The following is a 16254-nucleotide window of genomic DNA, read 5'->3' as shown; positions in this document are numbered from 1 at the left end:
TCAAGGCTCGATGAGGATGCGGTGCCGGTGCAGCTCCAGGAGGATGTCTGGATCCAGGTCCGCCTGCTTGTGGTCGCGCAGGTGCTGGCGGACGGCCTCCACGGGCTTCTGGCCGGTGAACTCCACCAGCAGCGAGTAGGCCTCACCCGGCAGCGCCACCGCGTCGTATTCGCTGTAGAAGCCCAGCGCGACGCTCCCGTCCGGCAGCCACTTCACCGTCGCGTCCGGGTTGAAGCGCAGCACGCGCGGCAGCGTGGGCGCGGAGGCCTGGGTGTACAGCTTCTCCAGCACCTTCTGTTCGATGGTTCCGTCCAGGCCCAGCATCCGCTCCAGCCCGTCCCGGGACACGGCGCGCACGGCGTCGTAGCAGGCGCGGTAGAAGTCCTTCTCCATCCCGGCGTACCCCTTCCAGAGCGCGGCGTACACCTTCGCCGGGGGCGCCGCGTCGTCCAGGTCCTCCACGGACAGCGGGCCGGTGGCCACCTCCGCCTTGTCGCGGCCGTCCAGGAAGAACTCCGGCATCAGCTGGAGCAGCGCGTGGCGTGACAGCTGGAACTCCGCCAGCGTCAGGTACGTCTTGAGCGACATCCAGAAGCGCTGGCCGTCCCGGCCCGCCACGTACTTGCAGAAGAACGTGGAGCAGACGGACTCGCGGTACGCCCAGATGGTGCAGCCGCCGGACTCCAGCGCGTAGTACGGGCAGCGCAGCGACGACGCGCGGCCGAAGAACTGGTGCGCGTTCTTGTACAGGTGGTTGAACTTCGCGGGCGGCTTCACCCACTGCGGGCTCACGCCGATGCGGCTGTCGATTTTCGCCTCGATGCGCCGGCGCCCCTCCGCCATCTGCGGCGAGTCATCCGACAGCAGCGCGCCCACGAGGTAGTTGGGCAGCCGCGGCTGATACGTGCAGCACTTGGTGTCCGGCCGGAACAGGTGCTCCGCCCCGTCCACGGACTCCACCGTGGCCTGCGCGGAGGCGCGGCTCATGGCGCAGTTGGAGCAGGTGGCCTTCTCTTCCGTGGGCGCGTCCTTGCGGAAGAAGGCCGGCAGGAGGTCCTGGTAGAGGGCGGGCAGCGTCGAGAGGATGGAAGACATGAAGGCAGGGTGTCAGGAGGACCGGTCGGCCCACTCCAGGTGATAGGTGGCGGAATCGGGCGAGTGGCGGGTGCGGTGCAGGGTGAAGCCCTGGACTCCCACGCGCAACATCCCTTCTTCCAGCACGCCGTCCACGAAGCCCTCCAGGGCCTCCGGTTCGTTGAACCAGAGGTCCGCCTGGGCGGGGCCCAGCACGGTGAGGCGCGTCTCCGTGTAGTTGTTGCCGCTGCGGAAGTTGTGCTGCATGCGCTCCAGCGAGCGCATGGGTCCCACCACGCGGGCCAGCGTGAGGACCGCGCCGCCCACCAGCGTCTGCGCGTAGCCCTCCACCATCCGCCGGCCCATCAGGCGCCGGCCCTGCTCCACCGGCTGGTCGGGGTGGAGCGTGCGGGCCGTGTCCTCCAGGCAGTCCACCCAGACGGCCAGGGGGTACGCGGCGAGCAGCGGGGCGTGCAGGTTCAACCCCCGCGCGCGCAGCCGGTCCACCAGCTCGGGCGTCAGGGAGGGGGCCAGCACCTTGCGGTACAGGCTGTCCACGCTGCTGCTGAAGATGACGCGCTCGTCCCTCATGGCCCTTCTGTCCTTGCCGGGACCTGAACAGGCCCCGGGCGCGCATTCTTCGCCCAGGGCCCGGGAGGAGGCCAGCCCCCTGGCGCCCCCCCTCACCGCGGGTACGCGGTGAGGGGGGAAGCGCCCGGTGCGTCACCAGGCCACGGAGAGGCTCACGCCGCTGTAGGCGGTGAAGCCCCGGAGCAGGAGGTACTGCCGGCCGGCGATGGGCCGCGCCGCCAGGTTGCACGTCTCGTTGTTGCCCGTCAGGTAGGGACGGCAATCGTAAATCTGGGTCGTGGGCGCGAAGTCGAAGCGCGTGTAGAGGTCCACGTCCCCGGTGCCGCCGGAGATGCTCACCGTGGAGGGCGTGTTCGCCGGCACGTCGAAGCAGTAGTACTTCTGCGACGAGGCGTTGCCGGAGATGAGGGACACCGTGGTGTTGTTGGGCAGCGGAATGCAGGAGGGCGTCGTCGTGACGCCCACGCCCACCGCGCTCCACGCGGCATCCACCGCGTCCTGGACGGCGGTGTTGTAGCCCAGGCTCTGCGCCGCCACCCGCGTCGCCAACCTGGCCGAGTAGAGGTTGGTGGTGCGGGTGAAAAGGTTCATGTTGGCGTACCAGAAGATGTGGGCCGCGGCCTCCACGCCAATGGCTGGCACGTTCACCAGCGTCTTGCCTCGCGGGTGCATGCCGCCGGTGGCCATCAGCTTGAACGCCAGGTTGGCCACGCCGGAGCCGTAGTGCACGTCCGTGCCACCGTTCAGGTCCGGGGCGTAGTCCACGGAGGAGCCATCGGCCGCGGGGTCGTTCATGTAGCGCAGGGCATCCCCGGACGTGCCGGGAGTCCAGGCCGTCTCCGCGATGTGCCACACGGACGTCGCGGTGCTCCAGGTGCCCGAGGCCCAGCTGCCGCAGGTGGCGGCGTAGATGTCCGACAGCGACTCGCTGAGCGCGCCGGACTCGCCGCTGTAGATGAGGTCGGACGTGGTCTCGGTGACGCCGTGCATGAACTCGTGCACGACGATGTCCGGGTCCTCGCACGGCTGCCCGAACTGGGGCAGGCTGCCATCACCGCAGACCAGCTTCGTGCCGTCGAAGTACGCGTTCACGTAGCTGGTGCCGTAGTGCACCTGCGCCAGCAGCGGGGCGCCCATGCCGTTGTACGAGTCACGGCCGAAGTTCGCCTGGAAGCAGTCGTAGAAGAGGCCCAGGTTTTCGTACGTCGTGTCGATGGCCGTGTCGCCGGTGGCCACCTGTCCTTCAATCCTGCACGTGCCGTTGTTGGTGCCGCCCACCGAGCACACCGTGCGGTTGCGCGCGGCGTGGATCTCCGGCGCGCGCAGCACCTCCTGGCCGTCCGCCGCGCTCACGTAGACGCGGTCGCGCAGGGACATGCCGTCCGCGTCCTGTCCGGACACCACCACCTCGAAGGCGCGGACCAGGGACGCCTCCGGGGTCGGCCGGATGAAGACCTCGCGAGGCGCTCCCGCGCTGCTGCCCGCTGGGGACGCCGCCAGCGCCGCCGCGCTCGCGGTCTCCGGCGCGATGCGAGCAGGGGCTGGCAGGGGCTCGCCGTCACGCGCGGTGCCGTTCACCGCGTACACCTGGCCCCGTGCATCCACGTGGACGATGAGCTCTTCATTCTCCACCGGGAGCCCGCCCTTGGTCTGCGCGTAGCGCAGGTGCGTATTGCCCAGCTCGTCCGTGTGGATGCGCTTGGGCACCACGTCCTTCGCCGTCAGCCGGAAGGCGGGCAGCACGCGCAGCAGGGTGGGCTCCAGGAGCGCGTGTGCCTGCCAGGCGCTGGCGCCGGAGAGGGGCCGTCCCGTCGTGCCCAGCGCGCCCTGGATGAACTGGGGCACGCCGTCCGCATGCACCCCCCGCACCTCCGCGCTGGGCAGCGCTCCCAGCGCCGACTTCAGGTCTCCCAGGCGGGTTTCAGAAGGAGCGGCAGGCGCCTCGGCGTCAGGACCTCCCGAACTACATGCGGACAGCGTGAACGTCAGGCCGGCGAGGAGCCAGCGGTTCTTTCGCGTCATGACATGCCCCCAGTGTGACGAAACGAGTCTGTGAAGCCTCGCGAACAAAGCATGGAGCACCGACTGTCAGGTGAATTCCATGAAGACTGGGAGTGTTGGAAAGGAGTCCCAAGACGGAGGGGCGCCCACGTCGGCGGTGGTTCACCCACCTGGGTGCTGTGCGGGCGTCCTGGCACGAACTCCGGACGTTGTGACGCGAGGCGCGGTGATAAGGACGGCCCCGCTGTTACCTCCCGTCACCCGTTCGCAAGGACCTTCATGCTCACGCTGCGCGGGGCTCCGGCCCTCTCCGAATTCAGGCTCGCCAAGCTGCTCGTCCGTTGCCGGGAGCGGGTGCCGTCGGTGGCCACCCTCTACTCGGAGTTCGTGCACTTCGCGGACACGTCGGCGGCGCTGACGCAGGACGAGGCGGAGCGGCTGGGGCGCCTGCTGGAGTACGGCCCCCACACGGCGAAGCGCGAGCGCATGGGCACGCTGCTCCTGGTGGTGCCGCGTCCGGGCACGGTGTCTCCCTGGGCCTCCAAGGCTACGGACATCGCGCACCACTGTGGCCTCACGCAGGTGCGCCGCATGGAGCGCGGCATCGCGTTCTTCCTCACCGGCCCCGGTGGCCGGGAGCTGGACGCGAACGAGGCGGAGGGCGTGCAGGCGGTGCTGCACGACCGGATGACGCAGGCGGTGCTGCCCCGGCTGGAGGACGCGGAGGTGCTGTTCCGCACGGACTCGCCCCGGCCGCTCACGCGCGTGGACGTGCTGGGCGGAGGCCGCGCGGCGCTGGCGAAGGCCAACGGCGAGCTGGGCCTGGCGCTGGCGGAGGACGAAATCGACTACCTGGTGGCGCGCTTCACGGAGCTCCAGCGCAACCCCACCGACGTGGAGTTGATGATGTTCGCGCAGGCGAACAGCGAGCACTGCCGCCACAAAATCTTCAACGCGTCGTGGACGGTGGATGGCGAGCCGCGCGAGCGTTCGCTGTTCCAGGCCATCAAGAACACCTACGCCCAGAGCCCGGGCGGCGTGCTGTCCGCGTACAAGGACAACGCCGCCGTCATCGAGGGCTTCGAGGTGGAGCGCTTCTTCCCCCAGGGCGAAGCGCGCGAGTGGGGCACCGTGCGCGAGCCGGCCCACATCATGATGAAGGTGGAGACGCACAACCATCCCACCGCCATCTCGCCGTACCCGGGCGCGGCCACGGGCGCGGGCGGTGAAATCCGCGACGAGGGCGCCACCGGGCGCGGCGCGAAGCCCAAGGCGGGGCTCACCGGCTTCTCCGTCAGCCACCTGCGCCTGCCGGACTACGCGCGGCCGTGGGAGCTGGCCTACGGCAAGCCGGACCGCATCGTGTCCGCGCTGGACATCATGGTGGACGGCCCGCTGGGCGGCGCCGCGTTCAACAACGAGTTCGGCCGGCCCAACCTCACCGGCTACTTCCGCAGCTTCGAGCAGCACGTGCCCACGCCGGAGGGAGTGGAGGTGCGCGGCTACCACAAGCCCATCATGCTGGCGGGCGGCCTGGGCAACATCCGCGCGGGCCACGTGAAGAAGGCCCTGCTGCGCGCGGGCGACAAGCTCATCGTGCTGGGCGGCCCGGCGATGCTCATCGGTCTGGGCGGCGGTGCGGCGTCCTCCATGGCGCAGGGCGCGAGCGCGGCGGACCTCGATTTCGCCTCCGTGCAGCGGGACAACGCGGAGATGGAGCGCCGCTGCCAGGAGGTCATCGACCAGTGCTGGATGCTGGGCGACCAGAACCCCCTGCGCTCCATCCACGACGTGGGCGCGGGCGGCCTGTCCAACGCGCTGCCGGAGCTGGCGCACGACAACGACCTGGGCGGCCGGCTGGAGCTGCGGGAAGTGCCCAACGACGAGCCGGGCATGTCCCCGGTGGAAATCTGGTGCAACGAGGCGCAGGAGCGCTACGTGCTGGGCGTTGCGCCAGAGGACCTGGCGCGCTTCGCCGCGCTGTGCGAGCGCGAGCGCGCCCCCTTCGCCGTGCTGGGCGAAGCCACGGCGGAGCAGGTGCTCACGCTCACGGACCGCGAGCTGGGGGACACGCCCATCGCGCTGCCCATGGACGTCCTCTTCGGCAAGGCGCCGCGCATGCACCGCGAGTTCGCGTCGCGCCCCCTGAGGCACGCTCCGCTGAGCATCCCGTCCGATTTGAAAGCCGCGGCGCACGCGGTGCTGTCGCACCCGACGGTGGCGGACAAGTCGTTCCTCATCACCATTGGCGACCGCTCCGTGGGCGGACACACCGCGCGTGACCAGATGGTGGGGCCGTGGCAGGTGCCGGTGGCGGACTGTGCGGTGACGCTGTCGTCGCTGATGTCCAACACGGGCGAGGCGATGGCGCTCGGCGAGCGCACGCCGGTGGCGCTGGTGGACGCGGCGGCCTCCGCGCGCATGGCGGTGGGCGAGGCGCTCACCAACCTGGCGGCGGCGCGCATCGGGAAGCTGTCGGACGTGAAGCTCTCCGCGAACTGGATGGCGGCGGCGGGCAGCCCCGGCGAGGACGCGAACCTCTACGCCGCCGTGCACGCGGTGGGCATGGAGCTGTGCCCCGCGCTGGGCATCGCCATCCCGGTGGGCAAGGACTCCATGTCCATGCGCACGCAGTGGCAGGAGGACGGCCAGAAGAAGGCGGTGACGGCGCCCTTGTCGCTCATCATCACCGCGTTCGCTCCGGTGCTGGACGCGCGCGTCACGCTGACGCCGCAGCCGGTGGACGTGGCAGGGGACACTCGCCTGTTGCTGCTGGACGTGGCGAAGGGCCGGCAGCGGCTGGGCGCGTCCGTACTGGCGCAGGTGCACCAGCAGGTGGGCCCGGAGTGCCCGGACGTGGATGACGCGGCGGCCCTGAAGGGCTTCTTCTCCGCGGTGCAGGAGCTCCATGCGGCGGGCGTGCTGCTCGCGTACCACGACCGTTCCGACGGCGGTCTCTGGGCCACGCTCGCGGAGATGGCCTTCGCGGGCCACTGCGGCCTGGACGTGGACCTGGCCCCGCTGGGTGGCGACGCGGTGGCGGCCCTCTTCAACGAGGAACTGGGCGCGGTGGTGCAGGTGCGCGCGTCCGACGTGGCGCGCGTGCGTGATGCCTTCACCCGCCACGGCCTGGGCGCGCACGTCCATGAGCTGGGGCGCCCCACGTCCCAGCAGGTGGTGCGCGTGCGGCACGGCGGCGGGGAGTTGCTCGCGGAGGAGACGGTGGCTCTCAAGCGCACCTGGTCCCGCGTGAGCTACGAAATCCAGAAGCTGCGCGACAACCCCACCTGCGCGGAGGAGGAATACGCCGCGAAGTGCGACGCGCAGGATCCGGGCCTGTCGCCGGTGCTCACGTTCGACCCGGTCGTGGACGTGGCGGCGGCGTACATCGCCAAGGGGGCCCGGCCGCGCGTGGCGGTGCTGCGAGAGCAGGGCGTCAACAGCCAGCAGGAGATGGCGGCGGCGTTCACCCGGGCGGGCTTCGCCGCGGTGGACGTGCACATGAGCGACCTGCTGTCGGGCCGCGTGTCGCTGAAGGACTTCCACGGCGTGATGGCGTGCGGCGGCTTCAGCTACGGCGACGTGCTGGGCGCGGGCGGCGGGTGGGCCAAATCCATCCTCTTCAACCCGCGCACGCGCGACGCCTTCTCGGAGTTCTTCGCGCGGCCGGACAGCTTCGGTCTGGGCGCGTGCAACGGCTGCCAGATGTTCGCGCAGCTGAGAGAACTCATCCCCGGCGCGGAAGGCTGGCCACGCTTCGTGCGCAACGCGTCCGAGCAGTTCGAGGCCCGCCTGGGCACTGTTGAAATCGCGCCGTCGCCGTCGCTCTTCTACAAGGGCATGGAGGGCAGCCGGATGCTCATCGTCGTGTCGCACGGTGAGGGGCGGGCGGAGTTCGCCAACGCGGAGGCCGCCGCGCGCTTCAACGCCTCCAACCTGGTGACGACGCGCTGGGTGGACAACCGGGGCCAGGTGGCGGCGAAGTACCCGGCCAACCCCAACGGCTCGCCGCACGGCATCGCGGGCGTCACCACGAAGGACGGGCGCTTCACCATCACCATGCCGCACCCGGAGCGGGTGCACCGCACCGTGCAGCACTCCTGGCACCCGGCGGAGTGGGGCGAGGACGGCCCCTGGATGCGCATGTTCCGCAACGCCCGCGTCACCCTGGGCTGACGCGTCCGCGGGACGGGGCCTTCCTCGCCGCTACGGGAGGAAGGCCGCCTTCACCGCGTCCAGCAGCGGGTTGGCGCCGGTCTCCGCGTCCGTGCAGCCCTGGTTGAGCGTCCAGATGATGGTGCCGCCGTAGCCCTCCTGCCTCACGAAGGCGCCCTTGGCTGCGATGGCTTGCGGGCTGTCGTAGGAGATCCACGTCACCGTGCCGTCCTCCACGAGCTTGTCCGGGGCGAACGTCACGTAACTGGCCTGGGCCTTCTCGTCCCACTGGTACTTCCCCTGCTTCGAAAAGCGGAGGATCTTCTTGTAGGTGAACGAGTTGTCCCCGCCCACGTAGTCGGACCAGTTCGTGAAGGGCTGGTAGGGCCCGGTGATGTGGCGCCACGCGAGGCCATAGAAGGGGATGCCGATGCCCAGCTTCGCCTTGGGGATGCCGGCCTTCACCCACAGGTCCAGACTGGACGCGATGGACGTTGGGTGCAGGCCCTGTTCGCCCTTCAGCGCGGACGTGTGCCAGGACATCCAGCCGTCCCACGCGCCAATCATCTCGTAGGACATCAGGTTCATCTGGTCGAAGTACGTCGCCAGCTCCGCGAACCAGGGGTCTGCGTCAGTGGGGAAGTTGGTGTTGATCCAGTGGAGGGGGAAGGTGAGAAGCATCTTCGGCCGCGCCTCGCGCAGGGCCTTCACCAGGGCCAGCAGCTTCGGCCGGTCCTCCTTCTCCACGGGCTCCCAGTCCAGGTCCAGCCCGTCGTAGCCGAAGTCGTCCATCGCCTTCAGCAGCGAGCGGACGAACTTTGCGCGGTTCGCGTCGGACGCGGCGCCCACCCAGCCGTCGTGCTCACCGGATCCGCCCACCATGATGAGCGCCTTGCGGCCCGCCGCATGCGCGCGCTTCGACAGCGTGCGGGCGATCTCCGGCCCCCGGTCGTTGTCGAACTTCGTGCTCAGTGTTCCGTCCGCCTTCGGAGTGACGCGGCCCACGAGGATGTGCGTGAGCGCGCTGAAGTCCACCTTCTCCGGCGGATAGTCGTCCGCGTTCCAGCCCGTGTAGTAGCCCGACACCCACTTGCCACCCTGGCCCGGCGGACCCTTCACGGCTGGGGATGCACTCACCACCACGCTGGCCTGGGCGACCTGGCTCGGGTCCGCCTTGCTCCGGACCATCACCCGGTACGTGCCCGGCTTGCGAGGCGCGGTGTAGACGCCAGCGGCGCTGATGGAGCCCCGTTCGTTTCCAGGCTCCACGCTCCATGCCACCTCCGTGTCCGGGCTGTTTGTCACGGTGGCACGGAAGGCGTGCGTGGCGCCCGGAGCCAGGAAGACCGCAGGCGTCTCGAGCGTGAGGGTCACTGGCCGGAGGCCCTGCTCGATGCGGATGTCGTCGAAGGAGAGGGGCGGCAGCGTCTTGCCGCTGTCCTCCTGGAGCCACAGGCCCGTGATGCGCGTGCGGCCTTCAGGCAGCAGCTTCGCCAGGGGCACGCGGCAGGTCGTCCACTTCCGGGCCGGGATGGCGCCGCCCTCGCAAGTGGGGCCCAGCGGCACGCCCACGGGTTGCTCGGAGCCGATGACGACGCGCGCGCGCACCGCCGCGTTCGCGCCATCCTTCCCGCCGTTTACCTTCAGCACCAGCGTGTCATCCGGTGACACATCGAAGCCCGGATGGCCGAAGTACAGCGCCTCCCATGGCCCCATCGTCACGGTGATGGCGTGGCTGCCCGAGGCCCCTGCCACGGTGGCGCTCATCGCGTGCGCCCCGGCCCACGTCAGGTCCTCCCAGGGCGGGGCCAATCGGTCCTGATAGAGCCACGTCACCAGGGGCTGCGTGGGAGACGTTGCTTTCGGAGGGGGAGCCCCCTGGGAAACACCGCCCAGCAAGAGCGCGGTCAGCAGCACCCGGAGTCCAGCCGGAGGTCGTCGCATGGTCTCCCATCCTCGCAGAGGGAGGGGAGGCGCGTCCTGCATCGAGGCACCAGCCAGGCCGCCATGAGTTCGTCAAAGAGTCCCGCGACCCGAAGTTTTCCGTGAGCTCTCGATCCCACCGGAGCGCCGCGATGGGCCGCGATGTCATGAGTTCGCGGACGCCAAGGTTGACGCACCGACTGAAGCCTCTGCCCGGGGCCGGTTCCCTCAAAACCTGTCCGACTGTCGGACCGGTTTCCGCCGCACGAGTCCCCAGGTCGAGCCGACCCGGCAGGTGACGAGGACGGTTTGCTTGTCCGACAGTCGGACGGATCTCGCCGCATGGGCTTGAGGCCACGCCGAACCGACAGGGGCGCGACGATATGCGTGAGCGAACACCAAGGTAGGGCACGGACAGATGCCCCGCCCGGGACCGGTTGCCTCAAAACCTGTCCGACAGTCGGACAGGTTTTTCTCCGACCGGGCCCGGAGGGTGCCCCCTGGCTGGCAATGAGAAGGGTGGGCCCGCACGTCCATGTCAGACCCCTGTGGTTGGATGGCGATGCTGGGACGAGGAAGGGGATGGGGATGGAACGGCGAGGACTCGTGGCCTATGTGGAGGCGCAAATCGAGCGCGATATCGCGCTGGGGCGGCTGCACCCGAGCGGACAATTCGGCTCCGAAGCGAAGCTGGCGCGCCGCTATGAGGTGTGTCGGGGCACCATCCGCGAGGCGCTGCGGCGGCTGGCGGCGCGAGGCCTGGTGGTTCAGCGCCCCGGACGCAAGACGCGCGCGGTGCCGTTGGATGAGTCGCTGACGCTGGAGAACCTGGGCCTGGCGCTGCATGACGCGAGCAACCCGGATGCCCGGTGGCTTCTGGAGGGCTACTTCAGCCTCAAGCGGCAGGTGCTGGTGGAGCTGCTGGCCGACTGCTGCGCGAGGGCCTCGGACCTCGACCTGGACCGGCTGGGGAGCACGTGCTACCAGCTCCAGGACGCGGCGCGCTGGGAGTCGGGGGAAACCTGCGCGCAGGCGGAGTTCGAGTTGCTGCGGCATGCGGCGCGGGTGGCGGCGCGTCCGGGGCACGTGCTCCTTGTTCAGTCTCTGCAGCGGGCATTCCTGGGAGGAGCCGCCCAACTGCTGCCGCTCATGGGCGGAGAGGCGCTGCGCGAGTGGGCCTTCCGCGCGATGGCGATTCTGAACGAGCGCGACGTGCAGGCACTTCAGCATGAGCTGCCAGCGCTGCTGAAGGCGCGCGATGAGCGCGTGCTGAACGCATTCGCCCCCGCGCCCCAGGAACCTGCGTCCCCCGAGGCCCCATGCGCCCACGAGGGTGCACCAGTCACTCATCAGAACGACGCTTTGGGGACACACCTCAGCATCGAGGAGGGTGACGTCGGTCGCCCTGGGCCAGCCATCGCGCAGGACGAGATGCTGCGGGCACAACCCGGCATCGCGGAGGGGGACGTCGGTTGCTTTACGTCCGGCTCCGAGCAGGACGATGCGCCGGAGGCATGTCCCTGCTTTGAAGAGGGCGGACCTGGCCGCCTGACGTCATCCGTTGAGCAGGACAATGCACTTGAGGTGTGCCTCCTCGTGGATGCGCGTGACCCCGGTTGCTGTGTCGCTCCAACCGCCGAGGCTCTTGGGGTTGTACCTCGCCCCGATGGCGAGTCCTTCCCCTTGGAGTCGGACAGTGGGGCACTGTTGCCTCCAGCCGCCCCAACGTTCGTGCCCTGTGGTCAGGGTGGAGAGTGCGTCAGTAGGAATGTGATGGACGCGGTCTTGGGAAGCCTGCCCGACTGTCGAACAGGTTTTGTCGCCGTGTCTCAGGAAGGGGCCCCCAGCAATCCGAGGCTCCACCCACCGGCTTCTTCGGACTCATCCGCGTGGCGGTTCGCAAGGTGGGCGAGCCGCTTCATGGACTCCAGGGCTCATTGGGGCCGGTGGGCTGCTCGCCTCTGGGGCTCCATGGTTCGTTCACTGGGACCAGATGCTTCGTGAGCGACGACAGCCCATCGCGTCCGCTGTCTCCTGAAGTTCGCGCATGCCATCCCCTGAGATGGCATGCGGAGGTACCGACGAACTTCTGGCGACCTGATCAGGCCCGGACCAGCTCGATGGGGCTTCCTTCGGGGACGTGCTTCATCGCCACGGAGTTCATGCAGTAGCGCAGCCCCGTGGGCGGCGGGCCGTCCGGGAACACGTGACCCAGGTGGCCGTCGCAGCGCGCGCAGCGGACCTCGGTGCGAATCATTCCGTGCGACACGTCGCGGATCTCCGTGACGGAGTCCTCCGACAGCGTCTGGGTGAAGGACGGCCAGCCCGTGCCGGACTCGAACTTTGTCCCGGCCTTGAACAGCGGGTTGTTGCAGCCCGCGCACACGTAGGTACCCGGCGTCTTGGTGCCGAGGAAACAGCCGCTCCCCGGGTACTCGGTGCCGTGCTGCCGCAGCACCTGGAATTCCTCGGGGGTGAGGCGCTTGCGCCATTCTTCGTTGGAAAGATTGAGCTTGTCCGCCATGGGTCCTCCTCCACGTTTCGGGCCTGGAGCCCGGAGCACGGCCTTGGATGCACCGTGGGCCTTTGCGTCGCACCCTATACCAGGCAGGCAGCAGGGCGGCCGGCCGCCTTGTTCTCTACCTCACGGCACGGCAGGCCCTGCGGACCAGGGCTTGGAGCACCGTGCTTCGGTTGTACTCCTCCCGGACGCGGTGCGCGCCACGAGGAGGCCTGCTGATGCGGATTTCAGAGCTGATGCACAGAGACGTGAAGACCATCGACGCGAATGAATGCCTGCGCTCCGCCGCCGAGCGGTTGGACAGCGCCAGCCTGGGCGCGCTGCCCGTCACGGAGCACGGCCAGGTGGTGGGCCTGCTCACTGACTCGGAGCTCTCCTTGTGCTCCACCGTCCACGGGCACGACCCCGACGTCACCACTGTGCGGGAGGCGATGACGGCGCCGCTCGTTACCTGCTCGGAGGACGAGCCGCTGGAGGCCGGCGAGCGGCTGATGGAGGAGCATCACCTGAACCGGCTGGTGGTCGTGGACGCGGACCACCACGCGGTGGGGCTCCTCCGCCTGGATGACGTCGCCTCCGAGTCTCTCACGCTGCTGCGGCCCGGCGAGCCGCTGGAATACTTGAGCCTCTACTCCTGACCACAAGAAGGCCCGGCGCCCCCTTCGCAAGCTGGAAGGGAGCACCGGGCCGGTGTTTCATGTCCTGACGCTCAGCCCACCACGGCCGGTTGGCACGCGGAGGACAGCCACGCCACGGCGTCATCCCAGGGCAGGTCGCGCTGGGAACCGTCGCGCTGGCGCAAGCGGACACCCTTCGACTCCACCTCGCGGCCACCCACCACCGCGAGGAACGGCACGCCGTCCTCGTGCGAGCCCAGGACCTTCTTCGACAGCGACTCGTCCCGCACGTCCGCCCGCGCGCGGCAGCCGGCCTGCCGCAGCCGCGCAGCCAGTCCCTCCGCGTACGCGGCGGCCCCCGCTCCCACGGAGGCCACCACCACCTGCTCGGGCGCGAGCCACGCCGGTAGCGCGCCCCCGTGGTGCTCCAGCAGCACGCCGATGAAGCGCTCCAGGCTGCCGAACAGCGCGCGGTGAAGCATCACCGGACGCAGGCGCTCTCCGGACGCGCCGACGTAGTGCAGGTCGAAGCGCTCCGGCAGCACCAGGTCCAGTTGGATCGTGCCGCACTGCCACGCACGGCCCAGCCGGTCCTTCAGCACGAACTCCAGCTTGGGCCCGTAGAAGGCGCCCTCGCCGGGCTGGTCCTCGTACTGGAGGCCCGCCTGCTTCGCCGCGGACTGGAGCCACGCCTCCGCCTGGTCCCACAGCGCGTCACCGCCGGCACGCATCGCCGGACGGCTGGAGAAGGCCACCTGCACGTCGTCGAAGCCGAAGCCCGCGTAGAACGCCTTGAGCGAGCGCACGAAGCGGACCACTTCCGCCTCCACCTGCTCCGCCGCGCAGAAGATGTGGCCGTCGTCCTGCGTGAACTGGCGCAGGCGGAACAGCCCATGCAGCGCGCCGCTGGGCTCGCTGCGGTGCACCAGCCCGAACTCCCCCAGTCGCAGGGGCAGGTCGCGGTGGCTGGGCGCCATGCGCTGGACGATCTGGATGTGGCCCGGGCAGCTCACCGGCTTCAACGCCAGCTGCCGGTCGCCTTCCACCATGCAGAACATGTTCTGGCGGAAGTTCTCCCAGTGGCCGCTCTGCTCCCAGAGTGGCTGGGAGCACAGCTGCGGCGTACGGACTTCGCGGTAGCCCTCTTCGAGCATGCGCTGGCGGACGTGCTCCTCCAGCAGCCGGTACAACCTCAGTCCGCGTGGGTGCCAGAACACCATGCCCGGGGCCTCCTCCTGCATGTGGAAGAGGTCCAGACGCTGGCCCAGCGCGCGGTGGTCTTGTTCATCAAGCATTGTCGTCTCCGTGTGTCGGTCGGGATGAAGCAGCCGGGGCCGGACACGGGGCGTGTGAGGTTGCACGGTCGCCCCGGCCGGAACTCGGCGGGGCGGGAAACCGTGCGCTCGTCAGGACACCGACACGCGCACCGCACCCACGCCCGCCGAAGCGGTGGTGGTCGTGGTCGCGGTGGTGTTGATGACGAGGTTCACGGGACAAGAAGTGCTCCCGAGCGCACGGAAAGTCAAGTCGTGCGCCGGGACGGGGTGCGTCAGCCCAAGAGGGCCAGCAGGCCGGCGAGGCCCACGAAGAGGTAGAAGAGCGACTCGCCCGCGATGAGGCCTCCGCCCACCAGCGACATGGTGCTCATGTCCTCCGGCAGCACCGCCTCGCCCGGAGCGGGCTCGCGCCGGAAGCGCTTGGACACGGTGTTGAAGAGGGACGTGAGGATGCCGCCCGCGCCGAACCAGATGGTCGCCGGCAGCGCGATGAAGCCGCCGAACGCGGTCGCGTAGGGGCTGGCCAGCACCAGCGAGTCCATCGCCCAGCCCACGCCGAACCCCGTGCGCGAACCCTGCACGTAGCGCAGGTAGGCGGGGTGGCGGCGGACCACCTTGCGGATGACCTCCAGCGTGAAGCCGATGGACAGGCCCACGAGCAGCGCCGTCACCTTGTGCGCCGACAGCGTGCCCAGGTCGCGGATGGCGCCCACGAACTTGTACGTCATCGCGGAGCCCCACTGGCCCACCTTCACGTCCGGGTGATCCAACTGGTTGACGGACAGCACCGGGTACGCGCCCATGAACACGCGCGCCAGCACCACGCACAGCACCGCGCCCATGAAGATGCCCAGCACCTGGTAGCGGAACTGCACCACGCGGTTGGTTCCAAGGCGCCACCCGGTGGAGCGGTCCTGCTGCATGTCGCAGCCCACCGACGTGGAGATGAGCAGGATGGAGGACGCCATCAGCCCCACCAGCGGATCCTTCAGGCCGAGCAACGACATCAGCAGCACCGACATCACGAAGGCGCTGGAGATGGGGTTGTTGTCGCTGATGCCGTAGGCGATGCCGTTGATGAGCACGAACAGGAGCGACAGCGCGAGCCCGAAGATGATGAAGCCCGCGGGCTGGTGCAGCACCTGCGTGGCCACCACGACGACGGCCGCGCCCCAGCCCACCACCCAGGCGATGAGCCGGGGCACGTTGACCTTCTTCCACGCGGGCTCGGTGTCCGCGGGAGCCTGCGCGCGGCCCCGGATGCGGTCCACCGCCTGCACCGCGAGCAGCGCCAGGTCCACCAGCGCCGCGCCGCAGATCATCGCCAGCGAGATGAGGAAGCCAATCTTCCGGTACGGATCACTCGGCCCCAACCACCCGATGCTCCGCAGATAGGGCGTGATGGCATAGCCGGTGATTCCCATGAGCATGGCGGGCACGGTGATGCGGCTGCCCACCACCATGCCGGCGCCCACCGTGGAGCTGCTCACGCTCAGCGCGGCGACCGCGGCCACCTTCTCCGTGAGCCACGCGGCCAGGATGCCCAGGCCGGTGCCGCCGCCCAGCTTCGCGATGGAGGCCTTGAGCAGGCGCTTGTCCGTGAGCGCTCGCAGGATGTTGGCCACCGCGTAGCCGGACGGGTAGTCCAACTGGAGCCGGTCCACGAGCAGCGGCGTGTAGAGCATGCCCACGCCCACGCCGAACATGCCCACGCACCCCACGAAGAGCATCAGCTGCCACGCGGGCGGCTGGGGCATGCCCAGCCACACCATGGATTGGATCAGCACGGACATGGCGCACAGCGAGGCCACCGACGCGGCCATCGTCTGCATGTAGTTGGCGCCGTGCTTGCCCTCCGCGCCGTAGCCGTAGGTGACGACGCTGCCGAGGATGCCGGACAGCACCTGACTGGCGACGAAGAAGCCCAGGCTGAAGTTCATGTACGACGCGGCCACACCGCCCAGCGGGCCCAGGAAGAAGATGGCCACCGACGCGAGCAGCAGGTGGTACTTCCACGTGCCCACCGCGGGGAGGAAGCGGAAGCGCGGCGTCACGGCTTCGGGCACGGAGGACAGGGGGGCGGAAGGCTCTGGCG

The 16254-nt window shown here is 69.5% G+C and carries 10 protein-coding genes; 3 read left to right on the top strand and 7 right to left on the bottom strand.

Features of this window, described 5'->3' with window-relative positions; all coding sequences use genetic code 11:
* The 3 genes from D7Y11_RS07420 to D7Y11_RS07410 all read right to left on the bottom strand — a co-directional run bounded on the left by D7Y11_RS07420 (position 1) and on the right by D7Y11_RS07410 (position 3687).
* Positions 1-1095: a hypothetical protein gene (locus D7Y11_RS07420; RefSeq protein WP_121754004.1), complete on the bottom strand. Its 1095-nt coding sequence runs from the start codon at positions 1093-1095 to the stop codon at positions 1-3.
* 12 nt (positions 1096-1107) lie between these two features.
* Positions 1108-1665, bottom strand: coding sequence for a DUF2378 family protein (locus D7Y11_RS07415; RefSeq protein WP_120575681.1), 558 nt, complete (start codon positions 1663-1665; stop codon positions 1108-1110).
* A 132-nt stretch (positions 1666-1797) separates the two neighbouring features.
* Positions 1798-3687: a M4 family metallopeptidase gene (locus D7Y11_RS07410; protein WP_120575682.1), complete on the bottom strand. Its 1890-nt coding sequence runs from the start codon at positions 3685-3687 to the stop codon at positions 1798-1800.
* A 258-nt stretch (positions 3688-3945) separates the two neighbouring features.
* Here D7Y11_RS07410 and purL point away from each other — a divergent pair, with 258 nt between their 5' ends.
* Complete coding sequence (gene purL, locus D7Y11_RS07405) at positions 3946-7842, top strand: phosphoribosylformylglycinamidine synthase (RefSeq protein WP_121754006.1); 3897 nt, start codon at positions 3946-3948, stop codon at positions 7840-7842.
* 30 nt (positions 7843-7872) lie between these two features.
* Here the strand turns inward: purL and D7Y11_RS07400 are convergent, their stop codons facing one another.
* A complete protein-coding gene (locus tag D7Y11_RS07400; protein ID WP_121754014.1) occupies positions 7873-9765 on the bottom strand; it encodes a glycoside hydrolase family 18 protein in 1893 nt (630 codons plus the stop codon).
* A gap of 561 nt (positions 9766-10326) precedes the next feature.
* Between D7Y11_RS07400 and D7Y11_RS07395 the strand changes: the two genes are divergently transcribed.
* Positions 10327-11748 carry a FadR/GntR family transcriptional regulator gene (locus D7Y11_RS07395; RefSeq protein WP_121754007.1) on the top strand — a complete coding sequence of 474 codons (1422 nt, stop codon included), beginning with the start codon at positions 10327-10329 and terminating at the stop codon, positions 11746-11748.
* Between the two features lie 97 nt (positions 11749-11845).
* On the opposite strand, the gene msrB is transcribed toward D7Y11_RS07395, so the two are convergent.
* Positions 11846-12268, bottom strand: coding sequence for a peptide-methionine (R)-S-oxide reductase MsrB (gene msrB, locus D7Y11_RS07390; protein WP_120581381.1), 423 nt, complete (start codon positions 12266-12268; stop codon positions 11846-11848).
* Between the two features lie 215 nt (positions 12269-12483).
* On the opposite strand from msrB, the gene D7Y11_RS07385 reads away from it, so the two are divergent.
* The gene (locus D7Y11_RS07385) at positions 12484-12903 is read left to right on the top strand and encodes a CBS domain-containing protein (protein WP_120581382.1); all 420 of its coding nucleotides are present in this window, start codon (positions 12484-12486) and stop codon (positions 12901-12903) included.
* 71 nt (positions 12904-12974) lie between these two features.
* Here D7Y11_RS07385 and thrS read toward each other — a convergent pair whose 3' ends face one another.
* Positions 12975-14177, bottom strand: a complete 1203-nt coding sequence (gene thrS / locus D7Y11_RS07380; RefSeq protein WP_120581383.1) for a threonine--tRNA ligase — start codon at positions 14175-14177, stop codon at positions 12975-12977.
* Between the two features lie 254 nt (positions 14178-14431).
* A complete protein-coding gene (locus D7Y11_RS07375) occupies positions 14432-16234 on the bottom strand; it encodes an OPT/YSL family transporter (RefSeq protein ID WP_126933355.1) in 1803 nt (600 codons plus the stop codon).
* Positions 16235-16254: the final 20 nt, after the last annotated feature.

The sequence above is a fragment of the Corallococcus sp. AB018 genome (assembly GCF_003986945.1).
Classification (GTDB): domain Bacteria; phylum Myxococcota; class Myxococcia; order Myxococcales; family Myxococcaceae; genus Corallococcus; species Corallococcus exiguus.
Note: the sequence above shows the minus strand (reverse complement) of the source record. Positions and strands in the feature narration are given on the sequence as shown.

Coding starts and splice junctions, on each gene's coding strand:
- D7Y11_RS07385 (WP_120581382.1), top strand. CDS start 12,484: ATGCGGATTTCAGAGCTGATGCACAGAGACGTGAAGACCATCGACGCG.
- D7Y11_RS07410 (WP_120575682.1), bottom strand. CDS start 3,687: ATGACGCGAAAGAACCGCTGGCTCCTCGCCGGCCTGACGTTCACGCTG.
- D7Y11_RS07400 (WP_121754014.1), bottom strand. CDS start 9,765: ATGCGACGACCTCCGGCTGGACTCCGGGTGCTGCTGACCGCGCTCTTG.
- D7Y11_RS07395 (WP_121754007.1), top strand. CDS start 10,327: ATGGGGATGGAACGGCGAGGACTCGTGGCCTATGTGGAGGCGCAAATC.
- D7Y11_RS07420 (WP_121754004.1), bottom strand. CDS start 1,095: ATGTCTTCCATCCTCTCGACGCTGCCCGCCCTCTACCAGGACCTCCTG.
- msrB (WP_120581381.1), bottom strand. CDS start 12,268: ATGGCGGACAAGCTCAATCTTTCCAACGAAGAATGGCGCAAGCGCCTC.
- D7Y11_RS07415 (WP_120575681.1), bottom strand. CDS start 1,665: ATGAGGGACGAGCGCGTCATCTTCAGCAGCAGCGTGGACAGCCTGTAC.
- thrS (WP_120581383.1), bottom strand. CDS start 14,177: ATGCTTGATGAACAAGACCACCGCGCGCTGGGCCAGCGTCTGGACCTC.
- purL (WP_121754006.1), top strand. CDS start 3,946: ATGCTCACGCTGCGCGGGGCTCCGGCCCTCTCCGAATTCAGGCTCGCC.